General features: G+C 69.6%; 13 protein-coding genes and 2 pseudogenes. 7 read left to right on the top strand and 8 right to left on the bottom strand.

Going from position 1 to position 16,709, the window contains the following annotated elements; translation table 11 throughout:
- Positions 1–90 precede the first annotated feature (90 nt).
- The 3 genes from AB0K02_RS15395 to AB0K02_RS15385 all read left to right on the top strand — a co-directional run bounded on the left by AB0K02_RS15395 (position 91) and on the right by AB0K02_RS15385 (position 2,961).
- Positions 91–492 (top strand): hypothetical protein, encoded by a 402-nt coding sequence (locus tag AB0K02_RS15395; protein WP_365992910.1) that lies wholly within the window; start codon positions 91–93, stop codon positions 490–492.
- A gap of 312 nt (positions 493–804) precedes the next feature.
- Positions 805–2,367 carry a hypothetical protein gene (locus AB0K02_RS15390; protein WP_365992909.1) on the top strand — a complete coding sequence of 521 codons (1,563 nt, stop codon included), beginning with the start codon at positions 805–807 and terminating at the stop codon, positions 2,365–2,367.
- Between the two features lie 168 nt (positions 2,368–2,535).
- On the top strand, positions 2,536–2,961 hold the full coding sequence (locus AB0K02_RS15385; RefSeq protein WP_365992908.1) for a carboxypeptidase-like regulatory domain-containing protein: 426 nt from the start codon (positions 2,536–2,538) through the stop codon (positions 2,959–2,961).
- Between the two features lie 7 nt (positions 2,962–2,968).
- On the opposite strand, the pseudogene AB0K02_RS15380 reads toward AB0K02_RS15385, so the two are convergent.
- The 7 genes and pseudogenes from AB0K02_RS15380 to AB0K02_RS15350 all read right to left on the bottom strand — a co-directional run.
- Positions 2,969–4,483, bottom strand: a pseudogene (locus AB0K02_RS15380) (ABC transporter permease); the annotation flags it as partial.
- Positions 4,477–4,824, bottom strand: a pseudogene (locus AB0K02_RS15375) (ATP-binding cassette domain-containing protein); the annotation flags it as partial. The pseudogenes AB0K02_RS15375 and AB0K02_RS15380, both read right to left, overlap by 7 nt.
- Before the next feature lie 319 nt (positions 4,825–5,143).
- Positions 5,144–7,591: a GH92 family glycosyl hydrolase gene (locus AB0K02_RS15370; protein ID WP_365992907.1), complete on the bottom strand. Its 2,448-nt coding sequence runs from the start codon at positions 7,589–7,591 to the stop codon at positions 5,144–5,146.
- 1,121 nt (positions 7,592–8,712) lie between these two features.
- The gene (locus tag AB0K02_RS15365) at positions 8,713–9,069 is read right to left on the bottom strand and encodes a hypothetical protein (RefSeq protein WP_365992906.1); all 357 of its coding nucleotides are present in this window, start codon (positions 9,067–9,069) and stop codon (positions 8,713–8,715) included.
- 395 nt (positions 9,070–9,464) lie between these two features.
- The gene (locus AB0K02_RS15360) at positions 9,465–9,695 is read right to left on the bottom strand and encodes a hypothetical protein (protein WP_365992905.1); all 231 of its coding nucleotides are present in this window, start codon (positions 9,693–9,695) and stop codon (positions 9,465–9,467) included.
- A gap of 703 nt (positions 9,696–10,398) precedes the next feature.
- Positions 10,399–10,632: a hypothetical protein gene (locus AB0K02_RS15355; protein ID WP_365992981.1), complete on the bottom strand. Its 234-nt coding sequence runs from the start codon at positions 10,630–10,632 to the stop codon at positions 10,399–10,401.
- A 311-nt stretch (positions 10,633–10,943) separates the two neighbouring features.
- Complete coding sequence (locus AB0K02_RS15350) at positions 10,944–11,813, bottom strand: GNAT family N-acetyltransferase (protein WP_365992903.1); 870 nt, start codon at positions 11,811–11,813, stop codon at positions 10,944–10,946.
- Between the two features lie 237 nt (positions 11,814–12,050).
- On the opposite strand from AB0K02_RS15350, the gene AB0K02_RS15345 reads away from it, so the two are divergent.
- On the top strand, positions 12,051–12,707 hold the full coding sequence (locus AB0K02_RS15345; RefSeq protein WP_365992902.1) for a DUF4360 domain-containing protein: 657 nt from the start codon (positions 12,051–12,053) through the stop codon (positions 12,705–12,707).
- A gap of 228 nt (positions 12,708–12,935) precedes the next feature.
- On the opposite strand, the gene AB0K02_RS15340 is transcribed toward AB0K02_RS15345, so the two are convergent.
- Complete coding sequence (locus AB0K02_RS15340; RefSeq protein WP_365992901.1) at positions 12,936–13,430, bottom strand: hypothetical protein; 495 nt, start codon at positions 13,428–13,430, stop codon at positions 12,936–12,938.
- Between the two features lie 517 nt (positions 13,431–13,947).
- Between AB0K02_RS15340 and AB0K02_RS15335 the strand changes: the two genes are divergently transcribed.
- From AB0K02_RS15335 to AB0K02_RS15325, 3 genes are all read left to right on the top strand, one after another.
- A complete protein-coding gene (locus AB0K02_RS15335) occupies positions 13,948–14,331 on the top strand; it encodes a bifunctional 3-phenylpropionate/cinnamic acid dioxygenase ferredoxin subunit (RefSeq protein ID WP_365992900.1) in 384 nt (127 codons plus the stop codon).
- A gap of 137 nt (positions 14,332–14,468) precedes the next feature.
- Positions 14,469–15,299 (top strand): dihydropteroate synthase, encoded by an 831-nt coding sequence (folP, locus tag AB0K02_RS15330; protein WP_365992980.1) that lies wholly within the window; start codon positions 14,469–14,471, stop codon positions 15,297–15,299.
- A gap of 244 nt (positions 15,300–15,543) precedes the next feature.
- Entirely contained in the window at positions 15,544–16,665 is a 1,122-nt protein-coding gene (locus tag AB0K02_RS15325) for an aromatic ring-hydroxylating dioxygenase subunit alpha (RefSeq protein ID WP_365992899.1), read from the top strand.
- Positions 16,666–16,709: the final 44 nt, after the last annotated feature.

Below are 16,709 nucleotides of genomic sequence, written 5' to 3'. Positions count from 1 at the left end.
CGCTCGCGGGCTTCCCGGCGCGGCGAGGAGAACGCCGCCCGGCAGGGAGGCGGGTCATGGTGTCGGGGTGCTGTCGGGCAGCATGGGGCGATGAACTCGGATGAGCCGGTGCCTCGGGAGTTGAAGATCCTCGATACGCCTTCGCTGCTCAGGCTGGAGGAGCGGGCATATGGACTTCGCTCCAACCAGCGGCTGGACCCGGCATGGGTGGAGGCGCACGCAGCGCGCGAGGGGACGCACTACCTGTGGCCGGCCCTGTGGAAAAGCCTGCCCCATCGCCCCGGCATCCCAGGCCAGTTGCGCTGCGAGCTGCTCATCACGCTACGCACAGGAGACCGCGTGATGAGTCTGCTGGACGTCATGACTGATGACTTCGCCGCTCTCCCGAAAGTGACCTCGCGTGACGAGGGCATGCGGGTCAGCCGACTCCTGGACAGTGCCCCGAGCGTCAGGGACTGGCTACTGGGCAGAGGTGTCCCGGGCCGGTCGTGAGAGGCGGCGTCTCGCCGCTGGTTGTGGGCGACTTCATGAGAACGACATCGATCCCGACGGCTCTATTGGTGACCGCCGCGGGACATTGCGCGGGTCGGCCAGAGCGGGCGGATCGGGCATGGCAGGACGCCTCTTCCCGTCGTACGCGGCAAGCAGGTGATGTTCGGCGTGTCCCGGCCTTTCAGTACGTCGACCGGCCTCACGCCCTCTCCATGATGGCCCGGGATTTCCGACATCAGCCTTGCGGCTGTGCATCAGAAAAAGAGGGTCATCTTGACGACCAGACGAAGCGTTCGGCGAGTCCTGCCACTCGTGCTGGCAGCACTCACGCTGGGCTTCGGCATGCCCGCGACGTCCCCGAGCGCCACGGCACGGGACCACGGGGACGCCGTGGTGGCGACCGACCACATCCGGCTGCCACCGGCGAAGGCCGTGACGCCCAGGGGCAACACCGAGTCCGAGGACCGGCGTCAGCCCCCGGCACCGCTGCCCATCGACACAGAGGAGCTGCGTGCCACGGCCCGAGAGCTTCCTTCGCAGAAGCGTCCGAGCGTCGCCGGCTCACGGTCTCTCGCTCCCATGGCGCCGCCCGCGGGGCAGCTCGGCTTCGAGGGCCTGAACCAGGGCAGCACCGGCGTTCGCCCACCGGACACGCACGGTGCTGTCGGCCTGAACCACTTCGTGGAGGTCACCAACGGCAGAGGAATCGGCGTCTTCAACAAGGCCAACGGAGCCAACGTACTGAACGTCACGTTCGCGAGCTTCTTCAACTACACGACGACCCTGATCTTCGATCCACGGGTCGTCTACGACAAGAAGTGGAACCGATGGGTCATCGTCGCCGAGGCGCTCCCCGAGCCGACCAACCCCTCGGTCCAGCACCTCTTCGTCGCCGTGTCCACGACGTCCGATCCGACCGGCTCCTACTTCCGCTACCGGTTCGACCTCCCGGAGGGCACCGACTTCTTCGACTTCCCGCAGCTGGGCCTGGACCAGGACGCCGTGATCATCACGGGCAACGTCTTCAACTCGTCCCTCACCGCCTACCTCCGCACGCGTGTGATGGGCCTCGCCAAGGCTGACATCTACAACGGGGGAGCCGCCGCCTTCCAGTACTTCAACCTCGGGGCGGTGGGTTCGGTGGCGCCTCCCATCGTGGAGGACAACAACGCGAACGCCTTCCTCCTGGCGGGCAGCCCCGCCGGGGCGCTGCGGCTGTTCCGGGCCACGGGCCTCGGCCGGAGCAACGCGAGCATCGCCGCGCCGGTGAACGTGCCGGTGCCGGCGTTCTCCGCTCCTCCGGACGCGCGCCAGCCGGGAATCGTCGACCGGCTGGACTCGTCGGACGCCCGTTTCCAGAACGCCAGCACCCAGATGGGCAATCAGCTCCTCAACATCCACACCATCGCGGCCAACTCGCGCCCGACGCCGAAGTGGTATCAGATCAACACCGGCACCAACGCCCTGACCGCATCCGGGTTCGTCTTCGAATCCGGTGACTCCGACGACTTCAACCCCGCGGTTGTCGGCTCCCCGATCGGCGGCACCGCGGCCAACCCCATCGGACGCATGTTCTTCACCTGGTCGTCGACCGACGCGGTCGGTACCGGCCTCCACCAGGCCGCGGTCAAGGGCGGCGGACGGTTCGCGACCGATCCCACGACCGTCACGGGAGGCGTGACGCTCGCGGTGGCGACCGGCCCCTACAACCCGTCGTCGGCCACCGTCGAGCGCTGGGGCGACTACTCAGCGGTCACCATCGACCCCGTGGCCGTCAGCGGCTGTGCGGTCGGGCAGCGTGCCTGGCTCGTGAACGAGCGGCACGTGAGCACGTCCATGTGGGGTTCGAGGTTCGGACGTCTCGGTTACTGCTAGGGAAGAGGAGACCGGACGACCGTTGAGGCGGAGGGGCGCTGTGTCGGCCCCTCCGCCCTTGTTTCTGCCCCGTCGGTCATGGTGCTTGGCGCGGGCCTCCTACAGTGGAGATGTCCACACGGCTTGCGAGCTGTCCGCACGGACGGTTCGGGCTCAAGGAGGAGCACGGTGCGTTCCCGTGTCCTTACGGTGTCCGCCACCGCATCGCTGATCGCGCTGGCGGGACTTGTCTCCTGCGAGGACACGCCGCACGAGGGACCCGGCACCCCTTCGAGGAGCGCCGGGTCGGGAGTGGCGGGCGTCGTCGTCCTGTGGCCGGTGTGTCCCGTCGAGGGAGTCCCGGAGCCTGCCGAGGACGACTGCCGGGGCGAACCGACCAAGGCGACCGTGCACGTACGCGACCGCACCACGGATGACGTTGCGGCGACGGTACGCGCCGGACAGGACGGCCGGTTCCGGGTGTCGCTGCGCCCCAGCGAGTACACCGTGACAGCCGAAGCACCGGGAACGGAACTCTGCAAGCCGATCGACGTCACCGTCCGTCCCGGCACCTACGCGGACGCGACCGTCAGGTGCGACACGGGCCTGCGCTGACGGGACAGGACGCCACCGTCTGCTCGCGCACCTCGGTGGCCCTGGCCTCATCGAGGGTGGCGGTGGCGCCCAGCAGCGAGCCCGCCAGCGCGGCCGTGACGAGCACGGGCGCCGCGACGGCGGCGGTGCGGCGCACCCCGGCGGCGGCGTTCTCCCGTACGAGCATCCCGCAGGCGCCCGGCAGTCGGGCCGGCAGCCAGGCGATCAGCCGGGCCAGTGGCCGCACCAGCACCGGCGCGAGCAGCGCGACGGCCGTGATCAGCAGCATCGGCCGGCTCACATAGGTCTTGCGCTGGAGCAGGCTGCCCGGGTCCGTCACCAGGGCCAGGACCAGCGTCACCGCAGCGGTGACAAGCAGGCCCCCGCCGAACAGCCGGCGGCCCCATGTCATCGCCCGGCTGTCCACGGACGCCTCGCGCAGCGCCTCGGCGGGACCGGTGCGCCCCGCCCGCCATGACGCGGCCATCACGCCGCACAGGGTCACCAACAGACCCGTCCAGAACGCCACGTGGTAGGGCCAGGTGTGATCGCCGATGGTGAACCAGCGCGGCGCGAGGCGCTCGGCGACCACCCACTCGGCGAGCTTCGGAGCCCCGTGGGATCCGAGCACACAGCGGGCGGCCGAGGCGATCACACCGACCACGAGCGCCTCGGAGACGACCATGCGTCGGATCTGCCCCGGGGTCGCCCCGGCGGTGCGCAGCAGCCCGAACTCCCGGCGCCTCTGGGCCACCGCGAACGCGAAGGTCGAAGCCACCACGAACACCGACACGAACCCGGTGACACCGCCGGCCGTGCCGAACATGGCGTTCATCGCGGTGAGGGCCTCGCCGTCCCGGTCGGGGTCGGCGTCGGCGTACCGGCGCGCGTCCCCGGTGAGGACCTGGACGCCCTCGCTGCCGCGCACCGCCTCGCGCACGGCCGCCGCATCGGCGCCGACCACGAGCTGGTGGCTGCGCGGCTGCAGTTCGGCGGCGCGGGCATCGGTGTAGAACACGGCGTTCTCGAAGCCGAGCCCCGCCACGGCGCCGAGGACGCGCACGGTGCCGCCGTCGGTCCGCACCCGGGTGCCCTGACTGGCCCAGTCCCCGCCGACGACGACCTCGTCAGCGGCCACGGGCGCGCGTCCCGCGTCGAACTCGTACGGCGCGAAGGCCGCGGTGGACCAGGGGCGGCCCACCAGATCGGCGGGCCCGCCCTCGGCCCGCACGGCGAACGACCGGTCCTCGACGACGGTCCCGAGGCCGCGCAGCTTCGCGATCGCGTCGTCGGACACGGCACGCGGCTGCGCGAGCTTGTGGGTGCGGTCGCCGATCGCGGTGGACACCTCGAGGGTGTCCCGGCCCTTGACGACGACCGCCGCGGCAGCGAACCGTTCCGGCCTCCGGTCGGGTGCGTCCAGCGAGGACGCGAGTGCCAGTCCCATGACGGCGATCAGCGCCACACCGAGGGAGAGGGCGACGAAACTGCCGACGAAGGTGACCCAGCGGGTGCGCAAGGTGCGCAGGGTGATGCTCAGCACGGCGATGCCTCCAGCTTGGCCATGCGCGCCGCGATGTCCTCGGCGGAGGAGCCGGTCAACTCGCCGTTGACACGGCCGTCGACGACGAAGACGACGCGGTCTGCGGAGGAGGCGGCGACGGGGTCGTGGGTGACCATGACGATCGTCTGGCCGTCCCGGTCGACCATGCCGCGCAGCAGAGTCAGCACCTCGCGGCCGGTCCGCGAGTCGAGCGCGCCGGTCGGTTCGTCGCCGAACAGCACGTCGGGGCGGGTGATCAGGGCGCGGGCCAGGGCGACCCGCTGCTGCTGGCCGCCGGACATCTCCGTCGGCCGGTGCCGCGCCCGGCCGCCGTAGCCGAGCAGCTCCGCGCCTGGGCGGCTTGAGCCGCTGCCAGGCGGCGCCTCCGACCTTCGTTGGGGGAGACGCGGGGCCGGCCACGTGGCCGGCCCCGGGCTGTGGTTCACAGGGGGGTGTGCCGGTTCCTCGGTGTCCAACGGGCCGAAGAGACCGGCGAGTTCCTCGGACCGGGTCCGTGCCCCAGCCGTCCTGGCCGGGGCTGGGGCACAGTCCGGTCCGCCGGGGTGCCTACGGCCGGTCGGCGCGGGCTGCTGACCCCCGGCCCTGGGACAGCCTCTGCGCCGCCGTCATGTGCGCGGTGCGACCCGGTGGTGCAGGCGTTCAGCGCGGCAGGTTCGCCGGCGTGGTGGCCCACCCCTTGTCCGGCTGGTCGGACAGCTGATAGTCCAGCCGGCCGCCCGACGCGACGAGACCGCCGTCGTCCCAGGAGCGGTCACTCGGAATTCCGCCGACCCGCACCGCGTCGATGTAGCGGTGCGATTCGCCGGCGTCGGGAGCACTGATGGTGATGTCGCGCTCCCCGGGCCGTTCGACGATCGCGTGCGTGAACACCGGGGCGCTGAGCAGCATCGCCGCACTGCCGGGCTGCTGCGGGAACAGGCCCAGCGTGGAGAAGACGTACCAGGCCGACATGGTGCCCAGATCGTCATTGCCGGGCAGGCCCCTCGGTCCGGTGCCGTAGACCGTGTCGACGATCTGCCGCACGGTTTCCTGTGTCTTCCACGGCTGTCCCAGCGCGTTGTAGAGCCATGGCGCATGGATGCCGGGCTCGTTGGTGGGGTCGTAGCGCAGCGGGTCGCCGCCCCGGATCGACCAGGAGCCGTCGGGCTTGTGGAAGAAGCCGTCCAGCCGCGCCGCTGCCGCGGAGCGCCCGCCCATGGCGTCGGCCAGGCCCTGGACGTCCTGCGGCACCATCCAGGTGTAGGTGGCGCTCGTGCCCTGCGCGAAGCCCCGGTCGCTGCCGGGGTCGAAGGGGGTCACCCACGAGCCGTCCAGATTGCGGGCCTGGATGTAACCGGCGCCGTCCGTCGCCCGCGGATTGAAGACGTTGCGCCAGTAGCCGGCCCGCTCGGTGAACTCGTCGGCCTCCTTCTCCCGCCCGAGCAGCCGCGCCCAGTGCGCGAGTGCGGAGTCCGCGACCGAGGCCTCCAGGGTCTCGGCGGCCCCGCCCCAGCAGTGGCAGACGTCGTGTGCCGCGTAGCGACTGGCCTTGTACTGCTCCAGGTTGGGCCGCTGTCCGACGCACTGGCCCGGGCAGCCCGCGTCAAGAAGGCCGTCGGGATGAGAGACGGTGGCCTGGCGTACCAGTGAGTCGAAGGCACCTCGTGCGTCGAAGTTCCGTACGCCCATGGCGTAGAAGGTGGCCAGCGTCGCCGCCGAGGGGTCACCGGTCATGACGTGGGTGGCGCCACTGATGTGCACCCACCGGTCCCACACGTCGCCGTTCTGGCGAGCGAAGTTGTACAGCGACTGGGCGTAGTCACCCGCGATGTCGGGCTTGAGCAGCGCCAGGAGCTGCACGTGGGCGCGGTACTGATCCCATCCGGAGAAGTTGCTGTACTGCGCCCTCTGGCCCTTCTCGATCCGGTGGGGTTCGCCGTCCATGCCCGGGTAGCGGCCGTCGGTGTCGCTGAGCAGATTGGGCTGCAGCAGCGAGTGGTACAGCGCGGTGTAGAAGGCGGTGCGCCGGGCGGGCGTGCCGCCGCTGATCCTGACGCTGCTCAGCTCCCGGTTCCAGGTGCGCAAGCCGGCCGCGGCGACGTCCTCGACACCGTCCTGCGGCTCGATCTCCTCACGCAGATTGGCCTCGGCGCCGGCCAGGCTCACATAGGAGATGCCCAGTCGCATGTGGACATCGTTGTCGCGGCGGGTGTCGAACCCGACGTACCCGCCTGAGCCGCGGCCCGCCCGGTCCGCTCCGGTGGCGTATCCCTCGCCGCCGCCGGCAGAGGTGGTGCCCGGGAAGAGCGTGCTGTCCTGCCAGGTTCCCGTGGAGCCGAACGCCCGGTCGAAGGAAGCGCTGAAGTAGAGCTTGTAGTAGCTCTTGCGGTTGTTCACGCCGCCGTTGGCGCGCCGCCCGCAGAAGGCGCCGGTGTGGACCCAACCGGTGACCTTGCGCTTGGCGGTGTCGATGTCGACGTGCGCGTCCTCGCTCCCGTTGAGCGAATTCGAGACGCGGAACAGCAGGTTGGCGGGTTTCCCGGCCGGGAAGGTGAAGTCGGCGACGCCGGCGCGCCGGGACACGGCCAGGTCGGACTTGGCGCCCGAGTCCAGGCCCAGCGTGTATCGGCCGGGTACGGCTTGCTCGTTGTCGTGGGAGAAGCCCGCCGCGTAGACCTCGTCCTTGGTGTCGGCGGACGGGGAGGAGGTGACGTCTCCCACGAAAGGCATGATGGGGATGTCGCCGGCGGCACCGGGGTGGCACCCGGCGCCGTTGACATGAGTCAGGCTCAGGCCACGGATGCGCGTGGCGTCGTAGTGGTAGCCGTTGGCGGCCCCGGTGCTGGTCTGGTCGCCGGTCGTGCTGGTGGGGGACCAGGAGATCATGCCGTACGGCAGGACGGCGCCTGGATAGGTGTTGCCGCCGTTCGCCGAGCCGATCAGGGGGTCGACCCAGGTGGCGGGGTGCTCAACCGGGTCGGGTGCCGCGGATGACGCGGGCATGGGCAGTGCGACGGTGAGGGCGGCGGCAAGCGCCGAGACCACCCCGACGGTGGTGGCGCGCGTGACGCCCCGTTCTATCAACGACCGTGTCGGTCTTGAGGACATCGCCTGACAACCTTTCACACAGAGCGTGTGCGGGTCAGCTGACCCGCACCGGGCGAGATCATTGCCCAGCGCGGAGCCTGGAAACCATGGCGCGGGGCGGAGGGGATACCAGTGCCTGGCGCGGTGAACCCTCGATGAACAACCTTGTCGGCCGCTCTCGGGGTCTTGGCAGTAGGCCGAGTCCGCGGTGCCCACCGGACGGCCAGAGCGCGAAGGGCCGGAACCGTGAGCGGAGCTGCCTACCGAGGGCGTCGCACTGAACAGGCCGCTGCTTTACGGCACTTCCTGTGTCCGGGCTGGTCCCCGCTGTCGTGCTCCCGCGGGCAGCGCCGCCGATGTGGGCCGTGATGGCCCGTCGCGGGGGGTGAGGTGTCCGTCCCGACGGGACGGCCCGGGCACCAGCGGGTACGGCCGGCGCCCAAGGCCGCAGAGCCACGCGTCGCGCCGAGGAGTACGACGCCACGCGCTGCTCGCATGATGATCCCCCACGGTGGCAGGAGTTCTCGCGCCTTGGCGAGCCGCTCACGCCGAGCCGACATCGATTCGGCGAGGACCGGGGTGTCAGTTGGTGTTGGGCCTCCTCCCGCCCGGCGGGCCGAAAATGTCACGCGAATCGACAGACCCGGGGAAGCCACCGGCTGGCTGAGGGCGTTGAACAGGCTGGAAGCCGTCCCCGGTGGCCGAGGGCGGTCGGTTCCCCGGTGGTCAGTCGCCTCCGCCACCCCCGCAGGACGAGCCTCCGCCACAGGACCAGCCGCCGCTCCCGCAGGCGTGTCCGCCGCCATCGCCTCCCCGAGACCGCCCACGCGACGAACCGGCACTTCTGCGTCCGCGTGTCACCGAGATGAGCACCAAGACGACGAGCGCGATGCCCACGATCAACAGGTATTCCATTTCCTACCCCCGTTGCTGTCCGTTCCGGTCTGTGGAAGGGAGATTGCCCTGCATGATCGGATCGCCAATCGAGGTTTGAGGAACTCCAGAGCTTCGGCTGCGCGGCACCGCTCACCACGACGGCCAGGTGGTGGTGCCGCCCCCTGTAGGACGCTGCTGGGAATCGCTGTGAGTGACGCAGGTTGCGGTACTCCTGTTCCCGCAGCACGGTTTATGTGCCTGTACCGTCAAGCACCCTGCCTTGACCGCTGCTTCATGCGGTGGTCCACCCACATCACGACCACGACCACGACGATCGCGCAGAAGATACCGCTCGGAATCCACACCAGCCTGTGCAACGGAGCGGTCGACGAGTACGCCCACCCGTCGCCCGCGAAGATCGTGTCGCCCACGGACACTCTGCCACTGGTGATTTCCCCGACGCTGGTACGGCCGTCCGCGAACTCCCACGATCCGTCGCAATGGGAAGCCGGCAGCGACATGCCGCCGCCTTCAACGCACCGCGTCACACTGCGAACGGTGGCCGACTCGCCCGTCATCAGTTTGCAGGCATTCTTGCCCGCCCACACAGCGATGACAATCACGGCCGCAGCGGGCACGGACACTGCCGTCACCCATAGCATCAGTGATCTCAGCCGGCCAGGTGATTCCTGGCCCCGCTGCTCGCTCCCCTCCAACAAGGTCGCCCCTCCTGTACGAGCCGTCCACTGAACCTACCCCTGACCCTGCGCATGGATGCACAGCGATGACCCGCGGCTCTGGTAGGTGCCCGCTGCCCCGGGACGGCCTCAACGCTCTGACCAGCACGCCTGGGGCGTCTCGTTCATGACCATCGGGCTTTGCGGCAGCCCCGAGCCGCTCAGCGGAGAGCTCCACGTGGGAATGCAGCAGAAGCTGGGCGGCGAAGTCTGCGACACCGTCGGCAGCGGGGCAGGCCGTCGGCGATGCGGGCCAGTTCCTGGCTCGCCTGGGCGTCGTGTCAGCGCCGGCGCCGGGGGGCGGCGCCGGGTCCGGGGTAGTCCACGTCGGCCTCCGCGGGCGGCAGTGGCCGGTGTCCCTCGGACCAGTGGTTCACCCAGCCGCACACCCCGCACGCGTACCGGCCGTCGATCCCCGAGACCCTGGTCCCGCACCGGTCGCAGTCGGTACGGGTGATCTTCGGTCCGTCGTCTGCGGCGGCCGGCTGCGGTGCTTCTTGTGGCGCGCTCATTTCGACGAGGGTAGTGCGCTCGTGGCCGGTGCGGGCGTGCATCCGCTGATCGGTCCGCAGTTCGGGCACGACCACGACCCGTTCGGGCCCTGCTGGGCCGTTCCTCCACACCTCGGGCAGTTCATGAACGATCCCCGTTCGCCGGCCGTACGGTCACGGCCAGGATCCCGCGCGGCCACCAGCCCTGGAACCCCACGTTCTGCCGTCCGCGCAGGCTTCACCCTTCTGCGCAAGCGGGTCCCGTGGTCCTGACTTGCTGCGAGACTTGCGGAATGCAGCCGTTCCCCGCCAACCCGGACAGTCTGAACGATCCCGTGAAGCTACTCGACGAGCAAGGAACCTGCTGGGTTCTCCACCGCAGGCGGGTGGACCTGCGCATCGTCCGTCGGCTCCTCAAGGATGCTGCGGCACCTGTGGTGTGGGGGAGTATGGGCGGGATCATCCCCCGCCTCACGAGGGACAGCGAGCGCCCCGGACTCTGGGACCGGATCAAGGACGAGTACAAGGGGCCTGGTGCGACATGCTCGACTGGCCGCTACCTCGCGCACGAGTTCCGAGCTGAGTCAGGGCGCCGCATGCTCTACGTCGAGGACCACTGCTGACGCACTCATGTGACGGGTGATCATTCCGCCCTGATCAGCTGACAGACGGATACGCACCACAAAACCTGAGCCGGAACCTGAGTCGTGGCGCCCGGAGCGGATCAGGCGTGATCGGCGAGCTGCGCGAAGCCCTTCTGTCGCGCGCAGTGCGCGCAGCAGAAGAACTGTCCGTCGGCCTGAAGACCGTGCCCGAGGATCCGGCACTCGCAGTTCTCGCAGATCGGTGCCATCCGCTGGGCTGCACACTCGATGCTGTCGAACGTGTGCACCGCTCCCGCGGCGTGTACCTCGAACGACATCTCGTAGTCGTTGCCGCAGATCTCGCACTTGGCCATGGCTGAACCCCTCACGTCTCGGGTGTAGGTGCCTGGAAGGTAGCGAGCGGGCCTCCCCGCACCGTGCCGACACGGAGGTGCGCACGGCCGACGGGCCTACATGCACCACCCGCCCGGCCCCCTCCGACTTCCCTCGATGAACCTTGGGAGCATCGGTCTGTTGCTGTACGGGAGTCTCGAGGGACCTGCTCGACGGTGTTGACGTACAGGATTACCGTCGCCTGCGCTACGGGCCGTGGTACCACCGCTCGGCACCGGCACCGACGGCTGGCGCAGGCTGCCCGGCCCCGAGCAGGCAGCTGTCAAAAGCACTACTGGGCATCGCGGCGTCGGTCCCGGACCTCGGGGAGTGGCGTGAAGCCGGCTGCCCTGTAGGTGGCGACGGCGCCGACATTGGAGCTCGGGGTGCAGACGATCGCGCTCGACGAGCCCAGCTCCTGGAGTGAGGCCGCCGCGGCGACGGTGATCGCCTTGCCGTAGCCGTGACCGCGATGCTCCCGGTCCACGCCCATCGGCTCGAGCAACCCGGGCTTCCCCGGACCCGCGGACCACACGGTCACCGCCGCCACCGCGCCGCCCCGGTCGTCGTACGCGACCAGACACCGGGCGTCGGCGTACGGCAATCCGGCCGCCATGGCCTGCCAGTTCTCGCGCGTGAACGTCGACTTGTCGAACGATGCCCGCTGTACGGCGGTCCGCACGTGCGCCTGGTCCGGCCCGATCACCTCGATCCGCACGCCCGGGTCCTCCACCGGCTTCGTGAGGTCGCGGCGCAGGGGCGTCCAGGGCTCATCGCTGTTCCAGTCGTCCTGGAACAGCAGATCCTGGACCAGTGCGTCCTTGGGCGCCTCGACGTACGCCTTCCCCCCTCTCAGTACGCCGCGCTCCGGCTCGGCCAGGTCCTCGACCAGCCGCTGCGCCAGCTCCTCGTCCTGCTGGGCGTCTGGCGCGATCGTGAGCCGCAACAGCTCGGGACCGTCCAGCAGCCCGACGGCGAGAATCTGTGCGTCCCGGCTCCAGGTCCGTACCGCCGAGGCCGTCGCCCCTGCACCGAACCGCCAGAACCAGCCCAAGTCCCCAGGGTGCAGCTGCATCGGCGCCCCGTCGTCCTGCCACTCCCGAAGCACGCCCACGGCCTCGCTCAACCCGCTGACTCCCGGGTTTCCCAACACAATCGCCATACCCCCGATCACACACCACCGCGCCGATGGCACTCACCCGATTTCCGGCCGGCTCGGTGGGGATTTGGGAATTGAGACCGTGTCCTGTGTGGTGAGGAGGACATGTAGCCCACATGGCAGCTGTTCGGCGTGGGTCCGGCGGCTCGGAGTCACGTCATGGTCGACTTTGTGGCGCTATGGGTGACGGCCCCATCGAAGTGGTTCGAGCGGGCGCCCCGAGTGACCAGAAGGGACCCCATGTTCAGAACAATGTTCATCGGCGGCGCCACGGCGGCACTTGTCGCCACCTTCACCCCGTCCTGGGGGACCACGGCGGTCGTGAACTCCCCCACCCCGCCCGGCAAGGTCACGATCGACCTCGTCTCCGTCAACGGCTCGGGCTGCCGCCCCGGCAGCGCAACCGTGGCCGTCGCGCCGGACAACACGGCCTTCACCATCACCTACAGCGAGTACCTCGCTCAGGTGGGCAAGGGCGCCAAGCCGACCGACTTCCGCAAGAACTGCCAGCTCGGTCTGAACGTGTACGCCCCGCAGGGCTTCACCTATGCCATCGCCAAGGCCGACTATCGCGGCTTCGCCAGTCTGCAGAACGGCGCGAGCGCCACGCAGCGGGCCAGCTACTACTTCCAGGGCATGTCTCAGACGGCGTACCGGGGCCACCGGTTCCACGGCCCGCTCCAGGGCAACTGGCAGGTCTCCGACACAGCCGCCATCCACGCCCTCGTCCACAAGCCCTGCGGTGAGCAGCGGAACTTCAACATCAACACCGAGCTGCTCGTGGACGGAGGACGCTCCGACACGACCAACACCACCAGCTTCATGGCGATGGACTCGACGGACGGCAGCTTCACGACCAAGTACCACTTCGCCTGGAAGAAGTGCCCGGTGCGCTGACACGCACAGCCGGCCCGGCGGCCCGACGTGTCGGCCGCCGGGCCGCCGATCCCGCCCTGTGGGCGAACGTCGTCGTCCCGCTGGCGGTGCTTGGGGCAGGAGCACCGTCCCCAAGGCCGTGCGAAGCCTCGTCAGGTGCCACCGTGACTGAATGGGCGCTCCTGGCAGGGCACGTCCCGGTACCGCCGGCACACCGAGCCCCTGCGCCGACCCCAGACAACACCCAGGTCAGTGCACGAGATAGAGGGTGAGGGCTCCACCTGCCTCGGAGATGCTGTCGACGTGGGCGTGACCACGGACAGTGGCGTACGCGCCGGTGCCGCCGGTGATGGCGAGGTCGAAGTCGCTGGGCGGGCCGCCGAGAGGGGTGGTCTGCAGGTGCTGCCACGTCAGCTGGCCCCGAGGAAGGCTGAACGTGCCTGTGCAGTGAGTGGTTTGCGCTGCCACGCGGGTGCACACCGCACCCTCGGTGCCATAACCGGAACCTCCGCGGAAGAGGTTTGCGGTGATGATGATCTGATCACCGACCCCGCGTCCGGGTGTCCCGTTGTCGACCACCGTGGTTCCTGTACTCGCAGATGTCAGGCTGATGACTTCCGTGCGCTTGACAGCCATGTCCCATTTGAGCGGGTACGGCTCATGGGACGCAGAGGCGGAACCGGCGAGAGTCGCGAGCGACAACGCCGTTGCTGCTACCACGCTCCACTTCGAAATGGATTGCATTTCTTCCTCGCCTGTTGAAATCGGGCTCTTTGGGTGCGCCCCAGAATTCTCAGTGTGCGATGGAGCGTCAATTATCAAACTCATCACAAGTGCCTGGTTCATCCGTCCGGCGGCATTTCCTCCTGCACGCTCATGCCGACCTGGTCGGAGTCGCCGCCTATGGGCCGGTGAGGTCGGCGTCCCGGCCCGTGCGGCCGCTGGCGCCTCCAGCAGGCGCCAGCCGTCGGCCTCCTCCGAAGGCGCCGACGACAGCACTCAGGCGGCGGCTCCCGCCGGTGGTGCGCGCGAAGGGCAGTGCCGTGATCGCCGGGTCGCAACAAAGGTGTCCAGTGCCGTCGAAGTCGGCGACGGCAGCGAGTCCAGCGAGCCGCGAGGCCAGGTCCGAACCCGCGCCTGCCGAGCCGCAGGAGACCTCTGTGGACGCCCGTCTCGACTTCTTGACAAGGGGTACGGGCGACTTCACACTGGCGTTGCACGTTACGCATTCCGTTCCGTAATACGCACCGAGGGGTGGCTCATGATGATTCCTGCGTGTCGTCTCGCCGATCTGCCGCGAGGTGAGGCGTTCCGGCTCGACGAGTCCGACCCGCCCGTCGCCGTGTTCCACACCGAGGACGGCGGGCTCTACGCGATCGACGACACCTGCACCCACCAGGACGCGTCGCTCTCCGACGGCTGGCTGGAGGGATGCGAGGTCGAATGCCCCCTGCACGCCTCGAAGTTCGACCTGCGCACCGGCGGCGTGGACGCCCCGCCGGCCCGGCTCCCCGTGCGCACCCATCAGGTCCTGGTCGAGGACGGAATGGTTTACGTCAAGCTCTCCGACGCCCCGCCGAACCTCCCGCCCTCCTGCGTCGCCGCCCGGCTCGGCGCCGTCCCGGTGGCCGGAGGCGCTGCGTGACGAGCGTGGCGGTCGTCGGCGCCCCACTGGTCGGGGTGTCGGCCGGTCACCCCGCGGCCTCCGGCGCGGCCCCATCGCGCCCGGGAGTGCCGGACCTCCATCCGTACGGGCTCCCGCGGCCCGGCCGGACGCTCGTCATGGGAGTCGTGAACGTCACGCCCGACTCGTTCTCGGACGGCGGGCAGTCGTTCACCCCCCAGGCGGCTGTCGCGCACGGGCTCGCGCTGCTGGAGCAGGGCGCGGACATCGTGGACGTGGGCGGCGAGTCGACCCGGCCCGGTGCGGCGCGCCCGCCGGTCGAGGAGGAGCTGCGGCGCGTGCTTCCCGTCGTCCGGGAGCTTGCCGCGGCGGGCGCGGTCGTCAGTGTCGACACCATGCGGGCCGAGGTCGCCGCCCTCGCTCTCGACGTGGGGGCACGGCTGATCAACGACGTCTCGGGCGGCCTCGCCGACCCCGCGATGCTGCCGCTGATGGCGCAGGCAGGCACGCCGTACGTGGTGATGCACTGGCGCGGGCACGCGGCCGGCATGCAGGCGAACGCCGCGTACGGAGACGTCGTCACCGACGTCGTCGACGAGCTGCGCCGGAGGGTCGAGGCCGCGCTGCAGGCGGGGATCCACCCCGGGTGCCTGATCGTCGACCCGGGGCTGGGCTTCGCCAAGACCCCCGAGCACAACTGGGAGCTGCTGGGGCGTCTCGGGGAGGTCCGAGAGCAGCTGGGGCATCCCCTCCTTGTGGGCGCGTCCCGCAAGTCGTTCCTGGGCCGCCTGCTGGCCGATCCGGCGACGGGGCAGGAGCGCCCGGCCGGGTTGCGGGATGCCGCGACCGCCGCCGTTTCCGTACTCGCCGCCGCGCAGGGCGTCTGGTGCCTGCGTGCGCACGACGTGGCCTCGACGCTGGACGCGGTGCGGGTGACCGCACGCTGGGGCGTCGAGGCGGCGGCTCAGGCGCAGCGGCTCCTGCGCTGAGAGGCCCGGTGTCCGCGCCCCGGAGTCCACCCGGTGCCCGACGCCGGATCGCACCTGGTGTCCGGCCGGAATCGCCGGCCCACCCGTATCCGGACGCGCTCTTGACACCGGTGCCCCCACACCAGATTCTTTGTTCCGTAATACGCAAGCTGTTGCTTATTGAGAAACGCGACGTTGCGGGCCATCCATGACGGCCCGATCCCCCCGCCGTGTGCGCGTGTGACATCTTCCGAGGTGAGAACCGATGACCAGCACCAGTCTTCCCCCGAGCCTGATCTCCACGCTGCCGGGGGAGTACTACACCGATCCCGCGATTTTCGCGCGGGAGCAGGAGCGTGTTTTCGAGGCCATGTGGTTCTGCGCGGCCCGTGGCGCGGACCTGGCGAAGCCGGGTCAGTTCCGGACCGTTGAGGTGGGGCGGGAGAGTGTGCTGGTCTCGCGTTCGCGGGACGGTTCGGTGAAGGCGTTCCTGAACATCTGCCGGCACCGCGGTGCGAAGCTGTGCACGGAGGAGTCGGGTGAGGTGAAGCGGGCGTTCCAGTGCCCGTACCACGCCTGGACCTACGGTCTGGACGGGAAGCTGGTCGCTGCGCCGAATCTGACCTCGATGCCGGACGTCGACCGCGTCGAGTACGGTCTCGTGACCGTTCATGTGCGTGAGTGGCTGGGCTATGTGTGGGTGTGCCTGGCGCAGAATCCGCCGTCGTTCGAGCAGGACGTGATGGGCGCGGTCGTGGAGCGGCTGGGCGACATCGAGTCGATCGAGCGCTACGGCGTCGAGGATCTGCAGCTGGGGCGGCGGATCAGGTATGACGTGAAGGCCAACTGGAAGCTCATCATCGAGAACTTCATGGAGTGCTACCACTGCGCGACGATCCACCCGGAGCTGACGGAGGTTCTGCCGGAGTTCGCTGACGGTTATGCGGCGCAGTACTACGTGGGTCACGGCGCGGAGTTCGGTGAGGAGGTCAAGGGCTTCACGGTGGACGGCAGTGAGGGGCTGGACCGCATCCCCGGTGTGGCGGAGGAGCAGGACCGTCGGTACTACGCGATCACAGTGAAGCCGCAGGTGTTCATCAACCTGGTGCCGGACCATGTGATCTTCCACCGGATGTACCCGGTGGCGGCGGACCGTACCGTCGTGGAGTGCGACTGGCTCTACCTCCCGCATGTCGTGGAGAGCGGGAAGGACGTGGAGCGTTCGGTGGAGCTGTTCCACCGGGTGAACCAGCAGGACTTCGACGCGTGTGAGCGCACCCAGCCGGCGATGAGCTCCCGTGCCTACACCAAGGGCGGTGTCCTGGTGCCCAGCGAGCACCACATCGGCGAATTCCACACGTGGCTCCAGACCCGCCTGGGCGCATAGCCGCCCTCCCACCCGCACACCGACATCGACCAGGCATCGACAAG

The sequence above is a fragment of the Streptomyces sp. NPDC049597 genome, assembly GCF_040675505.1.
GTDB lineage: Bacteria > Actinomycetota > Actinomycetes > Streptomycetales > Streptomycetaceae > Streptomyces.
The sequence above is the reverse complement of the archived record's forward strand: the minus strand, read 5'-3'. Positions and strand labels throughout refer to the sequence as shown.

What these genes read in the sequence shown, in the direction of transcription:
- AB0K02_RS15395 (WP_365992910.1), top strand. Translation starts at nt 91, where the DNA reads ATGAACTCGGATGAGCCGGTGCCTCGGGAGTTGAAGATCCTCGATACG.
- AB0K02_RS15370 (WP_365992907.1), bottom strand. Translation starts at nt 7,591, where the DNA reads ATGTCCTCAAGACCGACACGGTCGTTGATAGAACGGGGCGTCACGCGC.
- AB0K02_RS15360 (WP_365992905.1), bottom strand. Translation starts at nt 9,695, where the DNA reads ATGAGCGCGCCACAAGAAGCACCGCAGCCGGCCGCCGCAGACGACGGA.
- AB0K02_RS15355 (WP_365992981.1), bottom strand. Translation starts at nt 10,632, where the DNA reads ATGGCCAAGTGCGAGATCTGCGGCAACGACTACGAGATGTCGTTCGAG.
- AB0K02_RS15350 (WP_365992903.1), bottom strand. Translation starts at nt 11,813, where the DNA reads ATGGCGATTGTGTTGGGAAACCCGGGAGTCAGCGGGTTGAGCGAGGCC.
- AB0K02_RS15345 (WP_365992902.1), top strand. Translation starts at nt 12,051, where the DNA reads ATGTTCAGAACAATGTTCATCGGCGGCGCCACGGCGGCACTTGTCGCC.
- AB0K02_RS15340 (WP_365992901.1), bottom strand. Translation starts at nt 13,430, where the DNA reads ATGCAATCCATTTCGAAGTGGAGCGTGGTAGCAGCAACGGCGTTGTCG.
- AB0K02_RS15335 (WP_365992900.1), top strand. Translation starts at nt 13,948, where the DNA reads ATGATGATTCCTGCGTGTCGTCTCGCCGATCTGCCGCGAGGTGAGGCG.
- folP (WP_365992980.1), top strand. Translation starts at nt 14,469, where the DNA reads ATGGGAGTCGTGAACGTCACGCCCGACTCGTTCTCGGACGGCGGGCAG.
- AB0K02_RS15325 (WP_365992899.1), top strand. Translation starts at nt 15,544, where the DNA reads ATGACCAGCACCAGTCTTCCCCCGAGCCTGATCTCCACGCTGCCGGGG.